The sequence below is a fragment of the Viridibacillus sp. FSL E2-0187 genome, assembly GCF_038006425.1.
In the GTDB taxonomy this organism is placed as follows: domain Bacteria; phylum Bacillota; class Bacilli; order Bacillales_A; family Planococcaceae; genus Viridibacillus; species Viridibacillus arvi.
Genome location: NZ_JBBOVG010000001.1, coordinates 404247 through 419889, shown reverse-complemented (window position 1 = coordinate 419889; position 15643 = coordinate 404247). Strand labels below are relative to the sequence as shown.

Annotated in this window: 17 protein-coding genes; 10 read left to right on the top strand and 7 right to left on the bottom strand. The window is 36.0% G+C overall.

The features are described 5' to 3' along the window. The first annotated feature begins 252 nt into the window (after positions 1–252). Both MHH85_RS01955 and MHH85_RS01950 read left to right on the top strand, forming a co-directional pair. Positions 253–1467, top strand: a complete 1215-nt coding sequence (locus MHH85_RS01955) for an MFS transporter (protein ID WP_340705791.1) — start codon at positions 253–255, stop codon at positions 1465–1467. 150 nt (positions 1468–1617) lie between these two features. Then, positions 1618–3471, top strand: coding sequence for a transglycosylase domain-containing protein (locus MHH85_RS01950; protein ID WP_340705790.1), 1854 nt, complete (start codon positions 1618–1620; stop codon positions 3469–3471). Between the two features lie 57 nt (positions 3472–3528). Here MHH85_RS01950 and MHH85_RS01945 read toward each other — a convergent pair whose 3' ends face one another. Then, positions 3529–4086 carry a DUF5366 family protein gene (locus tag MHH85_RS01945; protein WP_053418604.1) on the bottom strand — a complete coding sequence of 186 codons (558 nt, stop codon included), beginning with the start codon at positions 4084–4086 and terminating at the stop codon, positions 3529–3531. Between the two features lie 166 nt (positions 4087–4252). On the opposite strand from MHH85_RS01945, the gene MHH85_RS01940 reads away from it, so the two are divergent. Genes MHH85_RS01940 through mnhG form a run of 7 tightly spaced genes read left to right on the top strand, consistent with a single transcriptional unit; the run spans position 4253 to position 10022 of the window. Then, positions 4253–6667 carry a Na+/H+ antiporter subunit A gene (locus tag MHH85_RS01940; RefSeq protein WP_340705789.1) on the top strand — a complete coding sequence of 805 codons (2415 nt, stop codon included), beginning with the start codon at positions 4253–4255 and terminating at the stop codon, positions 6665–6667. Beyond that, positions 6654–7076 (top strand): Na(+)/H(+) antiporter subunit B, encoded by a 423-nt coding sequence (locus tag MHH85_RS01935; protein WP_053418606.1) that lies wholly within the window; start codon positions 6654–6656, stop codon positions 7074–7076. The genes MHH85_RS01940 and MHH85_RS01935 overlap by 14 nt, the downstream gene beginning before the upstream one ends. Beyond that, on the top strand, positions 7076–7420 hold the full coding sequence (locus MHH85_RS01930) for a Na(+)/H(+) antiporter subunit C (RefSeq protein WP_038188520.1): 345 nt from the start codon (positions 7076–7078) through the stop codon (positions 7418–7420). Before MHH85_RS01935 ends, MHH85_RS01930 begins: the two co-directional genes overlap by 1 nt. Further along, positions 7413–8897, top strand: coding sequence for a Na+/H+ antiporter subunit D (locus MHH85_RS01925; protein ID WP_340708110.1), 1485 nt, complete (start codon positions 7413–7415; stop codon positions 8895–8897). The genes MHH85_RS01930 and MHH85_RS01925 overlap by 8 nt, the downstream gene beginning before the upstream one ends. Before the next feature lie 6 nt (positions 8898–8903). Further along, the gene (locus tag MHH85_RS01920; protein ID WP_193740829.1) at positions 8904–9383 is read left to right on the top strand and encodes a Na+/H+ antiporter subunit E; all 480 of its coding nucleotides are present in this window, start codon (positions 8904–8906) and stop codon (positions 9381–9383) included. Then, positions 9380–9661, top strand: coding sequence for a Na(+)/H(+) antiporter subunit F1 (locus MHH85_RS01915; protein WP_193740830.1), 282 nt, complete (start codon positions 9380–9382; stop codon positions 9659–9661). The genes MHH85_RS01920 and MHH85_RS01915 overlap by 4 nt, the downstream gene beginning before the upstream one ends. Next, on the top strand, positions 9645–10022 hold the full coding sequence (gene mnhG / locus MHH85_RS01910) for a monovalent cation/H(+) antiporter subunit G (protein WP_038188527.1): 378 nt from the start codon (positions 9645–9647) through the stop codon (positions 10020–10022). The genes MHH85_RS01915 and mnhG overlap by 17 nt, the downstream gene beginning before the upstream one ends. Positions 10023–10067: 45 nt before the next feature. Here the strand turns inward: mnhG and MHH85_RS01905 are convergent, their stop codons facing one another. Both MHH85_RS01905 and MHH85_RS01900 read right to left on the bottom strand, forming a co-directional pair. Continuing rightward, a complete protein-coding gene (locus MHH85_RS01905; RefSeq protein ID WP_193740831.1) occupies positions 10068–10301 on the bottom strand; it encodes a penicillin-binding protein in 234 nt (77 codons plus the stop codon). Positions 10302–10368: 67 nt separating this feature from the next. Then, positions 10369–11877 carry a leucyl aminopeptidase gene (locus MHH85_RS01900; protein WP_340705788.1) on the bottom strand — a complete coding sequence of 503 codons (1509 nt, stop codon included), beginning with the start codon at positions 11875–11877 and terminating at the stop codon, positions 10369–10371. 155 nt (positions 11878–12032) lie between these two features. Between MHH85_RS01900 and MHH85_RS01895 the strand changes: the two genes are divergently transcribed. Next, positions 12033–12506 (top strand): divergent PAP2 family protein, encoded by a 474-nt coding sequence (locus MHH85_RS01895; RefSeq protein WP_340705787.1) that lies wholly within the window; start codon positions 12033–12035, stop codon positions 12504–12506. 65 nt (positions 12507–12571) lie between these two features. Here the strand turns inward: MHH85_RS01895 and MHH85_RS01890 are convergent, their stop codons facing one another. From MHH85_RS01890 to MHH85_RS01875, 4 genes are all read right to left on the bottom strand, one after another. Then, positions 12572–12901, bottom strand: a complete 330-nt coding sequence (locus tag MHH85_RS01890) for a YuiB family protein (RefSeq protein WP_053418612.1) — start codon at positions 12899–12901, stop codon at positions 12572–12574. 103 nt (positions 12902–13004) lie between these two features. Continuing rightward, positions 13005–13502 (bottom strand): NUDIX domain-containing protein, encoded by a 498-nt coding sequence (locus MHH85_RS01885; RefSeq protein ID WP_193740834.1) that lies wholly within the window; start codon positions 13500–13502, stop codon positions 13005–13007. Between the two features lie 60 nt (positions 13503–13562). After that, entirely contained in the window at positions 13563–14780 is a 1218-nt protein-coding gene (locus MHH85_RS01880) for an NAD(P)/FAD-dependent oxidoreductase (RefSeq protein WP_193740835.1), read from the bottom strand. Positions 14781–15183: 403 nt separating this feature from the next. Beyond that, complete coding sequence (locus tag MHH85_RS01875; protein WP_053418624.1) at positions 15184–15546, bottom strand: HesB/IscA family protein; 363 nt, start codon at positions 15544–15546, stop codon at positions 15184–15186. Between the last annotated feature and the right edge of the window lie 97 nt (positions 15547–15643).

The following is a 15643-nucleotide window of genomic DNA, read 5'->3' as shown; positions in this document are numbered from 1 at the left end:
TGAATGTTTAGTTACCCTTGTTACGGGGAAAATAAAAGTAATTTTTAAAGTGGGTTTATCCCACCATCGCAACCTTAATAACTTCAACACTTTGAGGTTGCGTATACTACTTGGATACCTCGTCATAGTCTATCATAATTTACACTATTTTTCAGTTAAAAACTCTCATTAACATTTGAAGAGCTTCATACAAAATTCATAATGCTATATACTACGAATAGACCAAATAATACAGCGAAAGAAAGTGCTCATATGAACCCACAGCAAAAACGCAATTTTATCATTATCTGGTTTGCTAACTTATTAGTTGCAGGAACAACTACTATGATTATGCCCTTTCTTTCATTATACATTGAAACAATGGGCAATTTCACCGAAAGTTATGTCCAAAAATGGGCAGGTTTAATCTTTGGTGCCACATTCGTGTCTGCTTTTCTAATGTCACCTATCTGGGGACGAGTTGCAGATAAGTATGGTTATAAACCAATTTTAATTATTAATGGCTTTGGCATATCTATAAGTATTTTCTTTATGGGACATGTACAAAGTGTAGAACAGTTTTTCTTATTACGCTTATTCATGGGTATTGTAACGGGATTCATCCCGACATCTCTTGCGTTTATAAGTAGACAAACACCCAAAGAAGTTGCAGGGAAAACCCTAGGGACTCTACAAATGGGGAGTGTAACGGGGACACTTTTTGGACCGGTTATCGGTGGTTTGTTGGCAGATGAATTTGGTTTTCAGTATACGTTTATTATTACATCGATTTCCATCGCAACTGCCGCCATACTTATCATATTCGGTGTCCGTGAAATCCAAAAAGTGAAAAAGAAAGATTCAATTGTATACTCTCGGATAGCAGTATTAAAAGGCATATTCCATCATCGATTATTATTTAACGTCATGATGATTACAAGTCTTATTCAAATCGGAAATTTTAGTATTCAGCCTTTACTTTCTCTTTATGTATCCGATTTAACAACTAGTGGGCAAGTTGCCTTTCTAGCTGGACTGACCTTTAGTGCTGCAGGCGTGGGAAACTTATTATTCGCAAGGTTCTGGGGTCGACTTGGTGACCAAATAGGATATGAAAAAGTGTTAACAATTCTTTTAGCAATAGCTGTTATTTTCATCATTCCACAAGCGTTTGTGACATCACTTTGGCAATTGATGGGACTGAGACTGTTATTCGGTATTGCAGTAGGTGGACTAATTCCTACTACTACAGCTCTAATACGTCGCGAAGCACCTATAGATATTCAAGGTGAAGTCATGGGCTATAATACAAGCTTTCGTTTCCTAGGGAATATTATTGGTCCAACCTTTGGAGGAATCGTTAGTGGCTTTATCGGTATTTCTTCTGTTTTCTACGTCACAGGCTCATTATTTTTAATAGCTTTCTTTATTTTAAAAAGGACACGTAAATATCCTAAACAGCATTTAGAAGACATTTTGGAATCGTAATTTGGGATAGCATATTTTTATTAGATTACGGCTGGAAATACTATATTTTTTTTACAGCCTTCTTATAAAATGTGCTATTCTTTTTTATGAGCGTTTTCATTTCATCAACCTTATTATACATACAAAAACATTAAATCGAGGGGGGTATCATTGAGAAAAGTAGTTGGTAGTCTTATTATTATCCTCTGTATTCCTCTACTGTTTTTTCTATTCGATCAAATTTCAATTGAGAAGAATACAGCTAATACTTTGGATAAAAAATTCACATCTTCCATTCAGTTAGATGAGACAAACTCACTCATTCCAACTGTCTTAAGAGATCAAAATAAAGATACCTTTTCAGAGGAATATACGGAATGGCGCAAACCGATGAAACTTGCGGATATTCCAGAGTTTGTTCAAGAACTATTTTTATATAGTGAAGATGAGCATTTCTATGAACATATTGGTTTTGACTTAAGTGCCATTGCGCGTGCCGTTGTTGCAAACTCATCAAGTGGTGAATCTTCGCAAGGTGGGAGTACCATCACCCAACAACTTGTTCGTATGCGCTATTTATCAGAGGAAAAATCTTATGAACGGAAAGTACTTGAAATCTTCTATTCTTATGAGTTAGAAAGAAAAGCTTCTAAAGATGAAATTTTAAATATGTATTTGAATGAAATGTACTTTAGTAATGGCGTTTATGGTATTGGTGGCGCATCAACTTATTACTTTCAACGTCCAGCAAATAAACTAACAAAAGCTGAGATGGCGTTTTTAGCTGCCATTCCAAATAACCCTTCTTTATATGACCCTATCAAACATTTTGATAATACAAAGAAAAGACAGGAACGACTAATCAATAAACTAGTGGATAAGGACATTCTAACAGCGAAACAGGGAAAGAAAATTAAAAAAGAAAAAATAACACTCTCTATCAAGCAGAAAAAACAACTTTATCCTGCTTATAGTACGTACGTATTAAGTGAATTGCGATCATTAGTCGCTGACAAAGAAGGATTTGCAAAGCAACTTAAAGTGGCTAAAACAACTGCTGAAAAAAGAAGCATTAATAAAAAGCTGACAAAAAGGGTTAATACTTTGCTAAATGATGGTCTTATTATCGATACTGCCCTATCTCCTATGAAGCAAACAGCAGATCAGAATGCAATCGATCAAGCCATTTCCTATACTCAAGATTTACAAGCAGCAGCCGTTGTTATTGATAATAATAGTCGTGAAATTGTTAGTATTTATGGGGGGAAGGGGTATGAAAAATTTGATTATAATCGAGCGTTTCAGGGTGTGCGGCAGCCAGGTTCTGCATTTAAGCCTTTAATTGACTATGCACCTTATTTTGAAACCACTTCAGCAACTCCTAATACGATTGTGAGTGGTCAGCCTTTCTGTATCGGCTCCTATTGTCCTCAAAACTATGGAGGGCAAGTGATTGGCAATGTAACTCTTCAACAAGGTTTCCGAAATAGTTACAATACTGTTGCTATGCGTTTGTTTCATCAAATTGGTGCAAACAAAGCATTTTCCTTCTTGAAGCCATTTCAGTTTAATTCATTATCAAATGCTGATCATATCTATCCTGCCGCTATAGGTGGATTAACGCATGGTGTTACGACATTAGAATTAGCTGATGCCTATACTAGCTTTATTAACGGGGATTACGAGCCAGTTCATGCCATTCGTCAAGTACAAAGTCGCGATGGTAAGCTTCAATATAAATGGGAGCAAAAGCAAAAACAAATTTGGTCACCTAGTACCATCCAGCATATGCGTACATTATTAGCGGACGTTGTTCAAAATGGAACAGGAGTTGGTATACATATTAACGCTCCCTATGTTGGTGCAAAAACAGGTACTACTAATGATTATCGTGATTATTGGCTAGCAGGCTTAACAGATCGCTATACTTCTGCAGTATGGATTGGATTTGATCGCCCAAGAAATATGTACTGGCTTGAAAATGCTAAAATTCATCATCGTATATTCTCTAATATTATGCAATAAAACAAAAAGCTGTCGAGGGTTAGTTATCCCCCTGACAGCTTTTTATGTTCCCTACATTTAGATTGGTAAACTCGCTAAAATACCGTTATACAATTTAAAAATAACATAAACAATTAAAGTTATTAAGATACTCCAAAGTAAAATATCAAATATTAAAACACCAATCGTTGCACCTAACGTCATATGATTACTAATTTTATAAATGACATAAATAAAGTATGTAAGAACAGTAAGTAAGAAAATAACCATTAATAATATGAACGATTGAATGCCAAAAGCAGAAGCTAGGGCTCCAAAGAAGAAAATAACATTTCCTCCCCGAGCTTCAGCGACTGTTTTACCATCTATATCTTTTGAAAAAAACAGCATTGCTAATTCATGAATTGTCTCTCCAATCAACTTTAAAGCAGAGAACAACATAAAAAAGCAAAGTGCAAAAACAATTAATAAAAATACACGTAACTGTATTTCTGATAAAAACTCGCGCATACCTGTGTAGACACCTATAGATTTAAAGACTTCAATGGATTCTGTTACTGTATACAATCCAAACGTTAAACTAAATAGTATGATCGTAATCAGCGGTAAATATCCATAAACATAAGGGTTTTTCATTTAAATTCCTCGATTATTTTATTATTTTCTTCCTATTTATAATATCGAATAAATACCCATACTATCAAGGTCTACAACAAAGATTAAGCCATGCAAATGTATGTATAATGAGCTATAATATGATTTGTTGACTGCAACATAAGATTTTTTTGGAAGGAGGATTTATTTGGTACAAGTATTATTTATATTCATACCAATTATTGCTGCAATCTTTATACCTGTGCTTTTTAAGAAGGTAAGAGGAATCCATACTGGCTGGTTTGTATTAATTGTTCCAGTTGTGTTAGCAGCCATTTATGCCTCTTATATTTCGCGGGTGATGCATGGAGAAGCCATTGTTTCAAAGGTCAATTGGGTTCCATCACTTGATATCTCATTTATCTCCTATATTGATGGCTTAAGCCTGTTATTTTCACTTCTGATTACGGGAATAGGCGCATTAGTCGTCCTATATTCTATCTTCTACTTAGATCGTACACGTGAACAATTACATAATTTCTATGTATATTTATTAATGTTCATGAGTGCCATGCTTGGCGTTGTACAATCAGACCATTTAATTAGTTTATATCTATTTTGGGAGTTAACTTCTATTTCTTCCTTCTTATTGATTGGCTATTGGTATGACCGTGATCGCTCTAGATTTGGCGCATTAAAATCGATGATGATTACTGTATTTGGTGGCCTCATGATGCTAGGAGGATTCATTCTTTTATCTATCATGGGTGGAACGTACTCTATTCGTGAACTCATCGCACAAGCTCCAACACTTGCTACACATGATTGGTTCACCCTATCGCTAGTACTTATTCTTTTAGGGGCATTTACTAAGTCTGCACAGTTCCCATTCTACATTTGGTTACCTGATGCGATGGAAGCGCCTACACCAGTAAGTGCATATCTTCACTCTGCGACGATGGTTAAAGCAGGCATCTATTTAGTCGCACGTTTAACACCTATTTATGCTAGCTCTGAAACTTGGGTCTGGCTCGTTATGGGAGTCGGTTTATTTACATTATTCTGGGGTTCTTTCTTTGCTGTAAAGCAAACAGATTTAAAAGGCATATTAGCTTTTTCAACTGTCAGTCAATTAGGACTAATTATGTCTTTGCTTGGTGCAGGAGCTGTTGCATTCCATGTTGACCAAGCGCAGGATACTGTATTTAAATTTGCTGCCTTTGCAGCTATCTTTCACCTTATAAATCACGCAACATTTAAAGGTAGTTTATTTATGATTGCTGGTATCGTGGATCATGAAACAGGTACACGTGATATTCGCAAGCTCGGTGGATTAATGAGTCTTATGCCAATCAGTTTTACAGTCGCAGCTATCGGCAGCTTCTCAATGGCTGGTATTCCACCATTTAACGGATTTTTAAGCAAAGAAATGTTCTTAACATCTATGCTTGCCATAAAAGATTTTAATCTTTTTGCAATGGATACATGGGGAACTATCTTCCCTATCGTCGCTTGGATAGCAAGCGTCTTTACATTCGTTTATAGCTTCTATTTTGTATTCAAAACATTTACGGGTAAATATAAACCAGAATTATTGCCGAAAAAAGCCCATGAAGCACCTATTGGTATGCTGATTTCACCAATAATCTTAGCTTCACTTGTGGTAATCATATTCTTTATCCCGAATATAATTGGAGACGTTTTTGTAAAACCAGCTGTTTTAGCCATTCAGCCATTCTTATATGACTCAGCTAGTGCTATTCCAATTCATGTCTCTGCTTGGCATGGCTTTAATACTGAGTTATTTATGACAATCGGTATTTTCGTTGTTGGCTTCTTGCTTTTCTTAACGATTCCAAAATGGCAGAAGTTATACAAAATCGTACCAGATTGGTTATCACTAAATCGTTTATACGACCGATTCATGACATTCTTAGATAAAGATTTAAATTTCATTTCAAAACTATATATGACTGGTTCAATTCGAAATTACTTAGTCTATATGTTCTCTTTCATCGTTGTCATTACTATTAGTACTTTATTTGTAAAAGATGCTTTTAGTTTCTCAATGGAAGGTACAGCACCAATTCATGTATATGAGATTATTTTAATTCTTGTTCTGATTATTAGCACTATGACTGTTTTGTTCTCAAAATCACGCTTAACAGCCATCATTGCGTTAGGAGCCGTAGGTTATTCGGTAGCTTTGTTCTTCGTTATCTTTAACGCACCAGATTTAGCTTTAACACAACTCGTTATTGAAACGGTATCAGTCGCATTGTTCTTACTTGCGTTTTACCATTTACCGAAACTTAGTCGACATGAAGAGCGAATTCGATTCCGCTTAAACAACTTTATCATCTCATTAGGTGTTGGTGTCATGGTGACACTCGTTGCTTTGTCTGCACAATCTCAAAAGCTTGTACCTTCTATTACGGAGTATTACAAAGAAACCGTCAATACATTAGCCGGTGGTGGTAATATCGTAAACGTAATCTTAGTAGACTACCGTGGATTCGATACATTATTTGAAATTACGGTGTTATCTATTGCTGGTATGGCTATCTTAGGTATGATTCAACTCCGCCTAAGTAGAAAGGAGAATGAGCGTGAAAACAAATGATGTCATTTTAAAAACGACTTCACATGTCGTATTTTTTATCATCTTTCTCTTTTCAATTCATGTCTTTTTAGCTGGTCACTTTGCTCCTGGTGGTGGATTTGTAGGAGGATTACTTACTTCAAGCGCCATCGTACTTTTACTGTTAGTTTATGATATAAAAACTGTTCAAAAATTGTTACCGATCAACTATACAATTATGACCGCAAGTGGTTTAGTTTTAGCACTTGGAACTGCTTCAATAGGTATGTTTATGGGTAAACCTTTCTTCAAGCATTATTTCGACCATTTCTATCTACCATTAATTGGTGATACTGAATTGCATACGGCAATGCTTTTTGATACAGGTGTTTATCTAGTAGTTGTTGGTGTAACATTGACAATCATTCAATCGATTGGAGGGGATGATTGATGGAAGTCATTATGGCCATTGCCATTGGTTTTCTATTCATGGCAGCTGTCTACTTAATGCTATCTAAAAGTTTACTTCGCATTATTATTGGTACTGGCCTTCTCAGCCACGGTGCTCACCTACTTATTTTAACAATGGGTGGTTTAGGCGGTAGCGCACCTCCAGTTTTATCAGAAGGCGTTACAAATATGGCTGATGCCATTCCACAAGCATTAATCTTAACAGCAATTGTTATTAGCTTTGGTGTTACTGCTTTCTTTTTAGTACTAGCTTATAGAGCTTATCAAGAGCTTGGTACAGATGATATGAATTTAATGAGAGGAACTGATGAAGATGATGAGTAATTTCCTATTGTTGCCAATCATCATCCCGTTCTTCTTTGGAATGTTGTTGATGTTTGCACCAAAAAATATTCGTTTTCAACGAATTGGAGCGATGACAGGTTTATCCATTGCAGTAGTTGCTGCTATTTTCTTATTATTTAAAGTGAAAAACGAAGGTCCGCAAGTTGTAACATTTGGGGACTGGCCTGTTCCATTCGGGATTACAATGGTTTCAGATATGGTATCTGCATTGCTAGTTTTAACATCTGTTATACTTGCCTTCTTTACTGTATGGTATAGCATTGCATCTATTGGTAAAGAGCGTGAATCGTTCTTCTATTACCCAGGTATTTTATTTATGGTGACTGGTGTGAACGGTGCCTTTACTACAGGTGATATTTTCAACCTATTCGTTTTCTTTGAAGTGTTGTTAATGTCTTCATACCTGTTAATCGTTCTTGGTGGCGAAAAGGCACAATTACGAGAGTCCATTAAGTATATTTTAGTCAATGTAATTTCATCTGCTCTTTTTGTTATTACAGTAGCTTATCTATATTCGGTTGTAGGAACGCTAAATATGGCTGATATTGCTGTGAAAATTGCGGACATTCAGCAGCCCGGTATTATTACCGTTATTGCTGTTTTATTCTTAATTGTATTTGGTTTAAAAGCAGCCATTTTCCCACTGTTTTTCTGGTTACCATCTTCATATGCCGCTCCTCCTATTCCTGTGCTTGCACTATTTGGAGCGTTATTAACAAAGGTTGGCGTTTATGCAATTACTCGTACATATACGTTATTCTTCGTACATGATACGGGCTTTACGCATGAACTACTAATGATTTTGTCGGTACTAACGATTCTCGCTGGCTGTATTGGCGCTTTAGCATACTTCGATGTGAAGAAAATCATTATTTATAACATTATTATTGCTGTCGGTGTTATTTTATTTGGGGTCTCTCAAATGAATGACAATTCGTTAACTGGCGCAATGTTTTATTTAATCCATGACATGCTAATTAAAGCCGCGCTATTCTTCTTAGTCGGCATTATCATTGCTGTTACAGGCACCTCAGATTTAAGGAAAATGGGCGGTCTTATGAAAACACACCCTGCTTTAGGTTGGTTTTACTTAATCGCAGCATTTGGCCTTGCTGGTATCCCACCATTAAGCGGTTTTATTGGTAAACTATTAATCGTTCGTGGAGGTTTTGAAGCAGGTAATCTATGGGGAAGTTTATGGATTCTATTATCCAGCTTAGTGGTATTACTATCCGTAGTTCGCATTTTCATCTATGCATTTTGGGGCAAAGAGAAAGGTCCATTACAACCTGTTGATAAAGGTTACTATCGAATGATGTTTATCCCAACCGTTATTCTAGTTGTGCTGACAGTATTTTATGGCGTTGGTTCAGAATGGATTACACCATTTATGCAAGATGCAGGAAATATATTAAATAATCCATCTGTGTATACAGATGCCGTGTTAAAGGAGTAGATGACGATGGCATTTCAAATCTTATTAAACTTCTTTATCGCATTTATATGGATGTTCTTGTCTACTAACTTCGCTTCAAGTAACTTTGTAGTTGGTTTCATCTTAGGTATGATCATGATTTATATTATGCGAAATTTCTTCTCGAGTCGTCTTTATATTAGTCGATTTTGGGCAGTGATTAAACTAATTGTTCTGTTTATGAAAGAGCTGATACTCGCTAATTTCCAAGTATTTATGGTTATCATTAAACCTAAGCTTGAGATGCGTCCAGCATTTTTCGCTATGCAAACTGAATTAGAACAAGACTGGGAAATCACATTGTTATCCAGTTTAATAACATTGACTCCTGGCACGATCGTTGTCCATGTGTCGGATGATTCGAAAACACTTTACATTCATGCAATTGATATTGACGATGTTGATTCAGCAGTTGACTCTATCAAAAATTCCTTTGAAAAAGCCATACTGGAGGTGAGTCGTTCATGACGTACTTTATTTGGGCTATTATTGTCATTGTAACACTATCACTAATCGGATTAGTTTACCGCCTTGTGAAAGGACCTTCTGTTCCAGATCGTGTGATAGCACTTGACTCAATAGGTGTATCTATCATTTCTCTAGTTGGTTTGTTTTCCATTTTCATCAAAACAAGTTTCTATTTAGATATTATTTTACTGTTAGCGATTCTATCCTTTATCGGTACTGTAGCTTTCTCTAAGTTTATAGAAAAAGGAGAGATCATAGAACGTGACAATTCTCGCTAATATATTAATCGTCTTAACAATCTCTTTTGGAGCTATATTTATCATGGTTACTGCGATCGGCCTAATAAGACTACCCGATGTATATTCGCGGTCTCATGCGGCTTCTAAGAGTGCTACATTAGGTGTTATGAGTATTTTAATAGGCGTGTTCTTACACTTTTGGTTAATAGAAGATCATTTTAACCCTCGTATTTTACTCGGTATCTTATTTTTGTTCATCACAGGTCCTGTTGGTGGCCATGTTATAGCACGTGCAGCATACTTTTCAGGTGTAAAAGCTTGGAAAGGCACTGTGAAGGATGAATTAAAACCAGAATATGAACGCAAAATGAAAGAAGCTTCTATAAAAGAAAAAGAATGAAAAAAGGCTTTTGTCTCCATATTAAAGGGACAAAAGCTTTTTATTTTACCAGTAAGGTCTACCACATGGAGGTCCAAACGGTGGTCCGCATTGTGGTCCGAAGTTCGGTCCAAAATTCGGTCCGTAATTTGGTCCATAATTTGGCCCAAAGTTCGGTCCGTAGTTTGGTCCATAAAAACGATTATAAGGTTGACGTGGTCTAATGGATGATCCGACTAAGCCACCAAGAAAGCCTCCAAAAAATGGTCCGCCGAAAAATCCGCCGCGAAATGGAAACATAAGCCTCCTCCTTTCTGCTCTATACTATGTGTCTTAGTAAAGTACAGCTAGGTCTTGGCCCATTTAATTACTTATCTTCCTCTGCTAAACGCTCGACAAATGTTGCAATGGTACGAACCATTACACCTGTACCACCTTTAGGACCTAAATCATGTGCACTGCGAGTATCTGATGTTCCAGCTATATCTAGATGAATCCAAGGTGTATCACCAACAAACTCACCTACAAAGCCACCCCCGAAAATCATATGCCCGTCAGAACCTGGAGAGTTATTTAAATCTGCTACATCACTTTTTCGAATTCGTTTCTTATCGTTTTCTGTTAATGGTAATTGCCATACGAATTCTCCCGCTTCTACAGAAGCTTCTACAAATTTCTCAAACAATGTCTCATCATTAGTTAAAACACCTGTTTTATCGTAACCAAGAGCTGTAATGACGCCTCCTGTTAATGTTGCCACATCAATGATGTAGTTTGCACCTTGTTGCTTTGCATAAGTTACAGCATCTGCTAATACAAGTCGACCTTCCGCATCAGTATTTAATATCTCTACAGTTTTTCCACTATATGTTGTAATAACATCATCCGGTTTGAAAGCTTCACCTGAGATCATATTATCTGTTGAACCAATAACAGCTATGACATTTTTGTTTGGACGTAATTCGCCAATTATTCTCATTGCGCCAAGTACAGCGGCCGCTCCGCCCATATCACCTTTCATACCAACTAGTCCTGTTTTAGTTTTAATAGAATAGCCACCCGTATCAAATGTTACACCTTTACCAACTAGACCAATGACATCTTCCCATTTATCTGTTGCTTGGTATTTTATCGTAATAACACGTGGTTCTTCTACTGAACCTTTATTGACAGCTAAAATAGCACCCATTCCTAGTTCTTCTAATTGAGCTTTGTTTAAAATTTCGATTTCGAAATCGTATTGTTTAGCAAGTTCTTCCGCATAATCTGCTAATTTTACAGAAGTTAATATATTACCTGGTAAATTCACTAAAGTACGTGCTTCATTTACAGCTTTAGCATATACTTGTCCTACTTCAAAACCAGCCACTATCTCTTGCATATCTGCTGTCGTAATGAAACTAACTTCTTCTATTTTTACATCGATTGCATTTGAAGACGTTTTATAATTTTGTACGTTATAATAACCTAAACCCGCACCTTCAGCTGCAATAATTGATACTTCTGTCGAATCAATGTCAGCGGTTACAAATGAATCTACCCATAATGTAACTGTTTTAGCATTTAGTTTATGTAGTTCTTTTCCTACTAAGCCGAATGATTCACGTAATTCATCTGTGCTTAGCGTTTTACGGTCTCCCAGTCCAACAAATAGTATACGTTTCACTTGAGTTGATGGTATAAAGCTTGGGATTTTCGTTAATTTTTTTAGACCTGTAGCAATGTCACCCTCTTTAATCCATTCTGTAATTGGATTGCCAAAGATTTCTACAAAATCTAACCATCCTTCTAATTGCTCTTGATTCTTAGATACACCAACAATTAATATTTCTGCTTGTGCCGATTGAAATGTTTGACCTTCTTTATTAATGTTCATCTGAATCCTCCATTCCTAAATGATCCATTCTATTATATCAAAAATATTACACCAAACGAAATGTTCGGATTCCGAATTTCCTTAGAGTTTTTTCAATGTTCTGTCCTATGTTATAGTATTACTAACTTATTTTCGGCTAGAAAGGTGCTGATTTAGTGGAGCTGCTTCACAATATTCCCCTGCTCTCCTCACTTTTTGCAATTATCTTTGCACAATTTATTAAAATCCCTATTCATTTCATTGCAACTAAGAAGATCGATTGGTCACTTTTCACGTCTACTGGTGGCATGCCAAGCTCACATTCTGCGGCTGTATCGGCCCTTACAACAGCTATTGGCTTTGAAAGTGGTTTGGATTCACCCTTGTTTGCCGCTTCCACGGTATTTGCTATTATCGTTATGTTTGATGCCACTGGTATACGTTATCAAGCAGGACAACAAGCAGTCATTATAAATCAACTGCGTAAAGATTTCCAAGTTTTTGTCAATGAAGCAAAAGGCTGGATTAATAAAAATGAAGAAGAAAAAATACAAGAACTAAAAACACTATTAGGGCATAGACCAAGCGAAGTATTCTTTGGAAGTTTAACTGGTATACTCATTTCAGTTATCATCTATACAATCTTTTAAAATGTAAAAAAGCAGTGTCCGATTTAAAATCGTGACACTGCTTTTTTGTGTATCGATTGTTCGAATTAGAACATACGATAGCCGTTTTTTCGTAATGCTTTCATTACTAAACCTGCAATAATAGCACCTGCAAGTCCACTTGCTAGAATAAGAATATCAACTAATTGTAATGATACTAGTTTATCCCCTAATGCCGGAAATGCCGTTCCTGGCTTAAAGAAATAATCGAAAAAACCAACTTCATCAACAATGAAGATGACAACTATCGGGTAGACAATCGCCATGAACCAAGTAGCACGGAGTAACATATTGATTAAGAATCCGATTCCAAAGAACATAACGAGGAATAATATCATTGATAATACCAATTGTACAATTGAAAATGAACCAGCCATATATTCGAAACCTCCATTTTTCCTCTCATAAGTGTACATGATTGGAACAATGCTTTCAACGACTAGTAAGTAATTTCAAAGCTTTGTCATAATTCAAATATTACTAGAAAAACAATTTATATGAGGTATAACCAAATATATTATCTGGTTCTAAATTATCTAAAGCACTTTTACGAGCATTTATTTCTGTTTTTAATAACTCTAGTATCATTAATGACGTACGCTCGTCCTCTTTTAAGGCTAATGGGGACATCCAACATGCTTCATATAATTCATCTAATTGTGCAACAACTGGCTGTAAAGGATCATTCACTATTAAATGAAAAACGGCCATATTATCACTTATATCATTTTTTATTACGCCTGTCCGTAAACCAATTAAGCCTAGTATGGTAGCATCGATTCCTGTTTCTTCTTTTATTTCTCTAATTACAGCTTGATCTGCTGTTTCAGCTGGCTGTACAAAACCAGCAGGTAATGACCATTTGCCATCAAGACCACCATAACGCTTCATCACTACAAGCCATTCACCATTATTATTCTCTACTAAACCTGATACACCTAACCAAACTTTCATACGGTCTTGTTTATCCAATGACATTACCTCCCAATAAAAAACTCCCTACAGTTATAATAACTGAAGGGAGCGTGAAAGGTACAATTATAGTACGTTGAATTTACCTTTTTTAAGAACTAAGCCAGCGCCACCAACCATGTAAAGTGCACGGTTATCGATTACTTTTTTCATGAATGAAGCTGGTTTACCAGTGATTTCTTTACCGAATACTTCACCGATTGCGTCAGAATCACCAAGAGAACATACAGTACCTTTAAGTGCTGGTACAAATTCTTTAGTGTCTTTGCCTTCGATTAAAGCAATAAGGTTTTCAGCAACTGTAATTGCTTGTTGCATAGCGATTTGAGCTGTTGTTGGGTAAGGACGACCAGCTTCTTCGTTCATTAAGAATGCACAGTCACCAACGATGAATACTTCAGGGAATCCAGGTACACGTAAGTCTTTGTCAACTGCAACACGTGCACGTTTTGATGGGATATCTGATTCTTCAACAATGCGAGAACCACGAACACCAGCAGCCCATACTACAGTACCAGCTTTGATGAATTCGAATTCTTCTTCGCCTTTTTTAATTTTTACGCCTTCTGGAGTAGCTTGAACTACTGGAGTACCGATTGAGAATTCGATACCTTTTTTAGTTAAGTAACCAACAGCATATTCTACTAATTCACGAGAGAACATAGGTAATACAGTTGGAGCTGCTTCTACACAGATAACGCGTACTTTTTCTTGAGGTGCATCGTATTCTTTGCAAAGCTCTGGAATACGGTTAGCTAATTCACCAAGGAATTCGATACCTGTGAACCCTGCACCACCAACAACGATTGTTAATAACGTGTCATCTTTTTCAGCAGGAGCTTGTGATGCCCACTCAGCGAATTGAGAATTAATATGATCGCGAAGTTTACGAGCTTCATTTACATCAGAAATACCGAATGCAAATTTATCTAAACCTTCGATACCGAAAGTTTCACCTTCGAAACCAAGACCTACTACTAGGTAATCGTAAGACATTTCACCTGCATCAGTAATTACTTTTTTATTTGTAGCGTCAATAGATTCAACAGCTGCTTGAACAAAGTTAACTTTGTTATTTAAAACACTTTGAATGTCATAACGTACTTTCTCTGGAGATAGAGTTCCTGCTGAAGCTTCGTGTAACCAAGTTGACTCATAGTGGTATGAGTTTTTGTTTACAATTGTAATATCGGCTACATTAGAACCAATTTTCTTTTGCAAGTTAACAGCTGTTGTTAAGCCACCATATCCTGCACCCAATATTAATATTTTCGGTCTATTCACTAGAATCGAAACCACCTTTAAATTTTATATTCTCTGACCAATAAAAAAGAAGTATTTTACATACTTCATCTCCACCATCAGTGTGTCTATTTTTCGACAAAATACCTACATACTATATTAGACCTTTTGTTAACTGATTTCAATAGAGTAATGTTGAAAAAACGAGCGAAATAAGTTACTATTTCAGGGTTGTTTTTTTATTTTTTATTCCTTTTAGTATAATTTAATAATTTTTGTCAATTTATCATTATGATTCCTACATACATAATATTCTTTCATACGCAACTAATTTGATGCTAACTATTAGTTTATTTATTCCCTTAAAAAAATAAAGTATCCACGAATAAATAAAAACCTCCTCATTTTTTAAAAAATGAGGAGGTTTTTTATATAGTTTTTTTAATTAACAGCTTTCAGGAGTACCTTCTGTTTTGGCTGTTCTAAACGAAGTCCCACAACCACATGAAGCGATAGCATTTGGATTATCAATCGTAAATCCGCCACCCATTAATGATTCTTTGTAATCGATTTTAGTTCCTTTTAAGATTGGTGCATCTTCATTGGAAACAAGAATTTGTAAACCATGTTCTTCTTGTATAAAATCATTTTCTGCTTTTTCTTTTTCAAAACCCATACCGTATGACAGACCACTACAGCCACCACCTTTTACAGCTATGCGTAAAAAAGAGCCTTCTTCTTCATTGTGCTGCATCATTTCTTTTACATGGATAGCAGCAGCTTCAGTAATTTCAATTACTTGCGTCATCTGTGTCACCTTCTTTCATATTTCTATCATAACAATAATTTATGTTGGAGTAAAACATCTCATACTCGAAAAATAGACACATCTAAAGACCTTTATT

Coding starts and splice junctions, on each gene's coding strand:
- MHH85_RS01890 (WP_053418612.1), bottom strand. CDS start 12,901: ATGGCTGGTTCATTTTCAATTGTACAATTGGTATTATCAATGATATTA.
- MHH85_RS01920 (WP_193740829.1), top strand. CDS start 8,904: ATGGCATTTCAAATCTTATTAAACTTCTTTATCGCATTTATATGGATG.
- MHH85_RS01955 (WP_340705791.1), top strand. CDS start 253: ATGAACCCACAGCAAAAACGCAATTTTATCATTATCTGGTTTGCTAAC.
- MHH85_RS01930 (WP_038188520.1), top strand. CDS start 7,076: ATGGAAGTCATTATGGCCATTGCCATTGGTTTTCTATTCATGGCAGCT.
- MHH85_RS01905 (WP_193740831.1), bottom strand. CDS start 10,301: ATGTTTCCATTTCGCGGCGGATTTTTCGGCGGACCATTTTTTGGAGGC.
- MHH85_RS01875 (WP_053418624.1), bottom strand. CDS start 15,546: ATGACGCAAGTAATTGAAATTACTGAAGCTGCTGCTATCCATGTAAAA.
- MHH85_RS01900 (WP_340705788.1), bottom strand. CDS start 11,877: ATGAACATTAATAAAGAAGGTCAAACATTTCAATCGGCACAAGCAGAA.
- MHH85_RS01915 (WP_193740830.1), top strand. CDS start 9,380: ATGACGTACTTTATTTGGGCTATTATTGTCATTGTAACACTATCACTA.
- MHH85_RS01925 (WP_340708110.1), top strand. CDS start 7,413: ATGAGTAATTTCCTATTGTTGCCAATCATCATCCCGTTCTTCTTTGGA.
- MHH85_RS01945 (WP_053418604.1), bottom strand. CDS start 4,086: ATGAAAAACCCTTATGTTTATGGATATTTACCGCTGATTACGATCATA.
- MHH85_RS01885 (WP_193740834.1), bottom strand. CDS start 13,502: ATGTCATTGGATAAACAAGACCGTATGAAAGTTTGGTTAGGTGTATCA.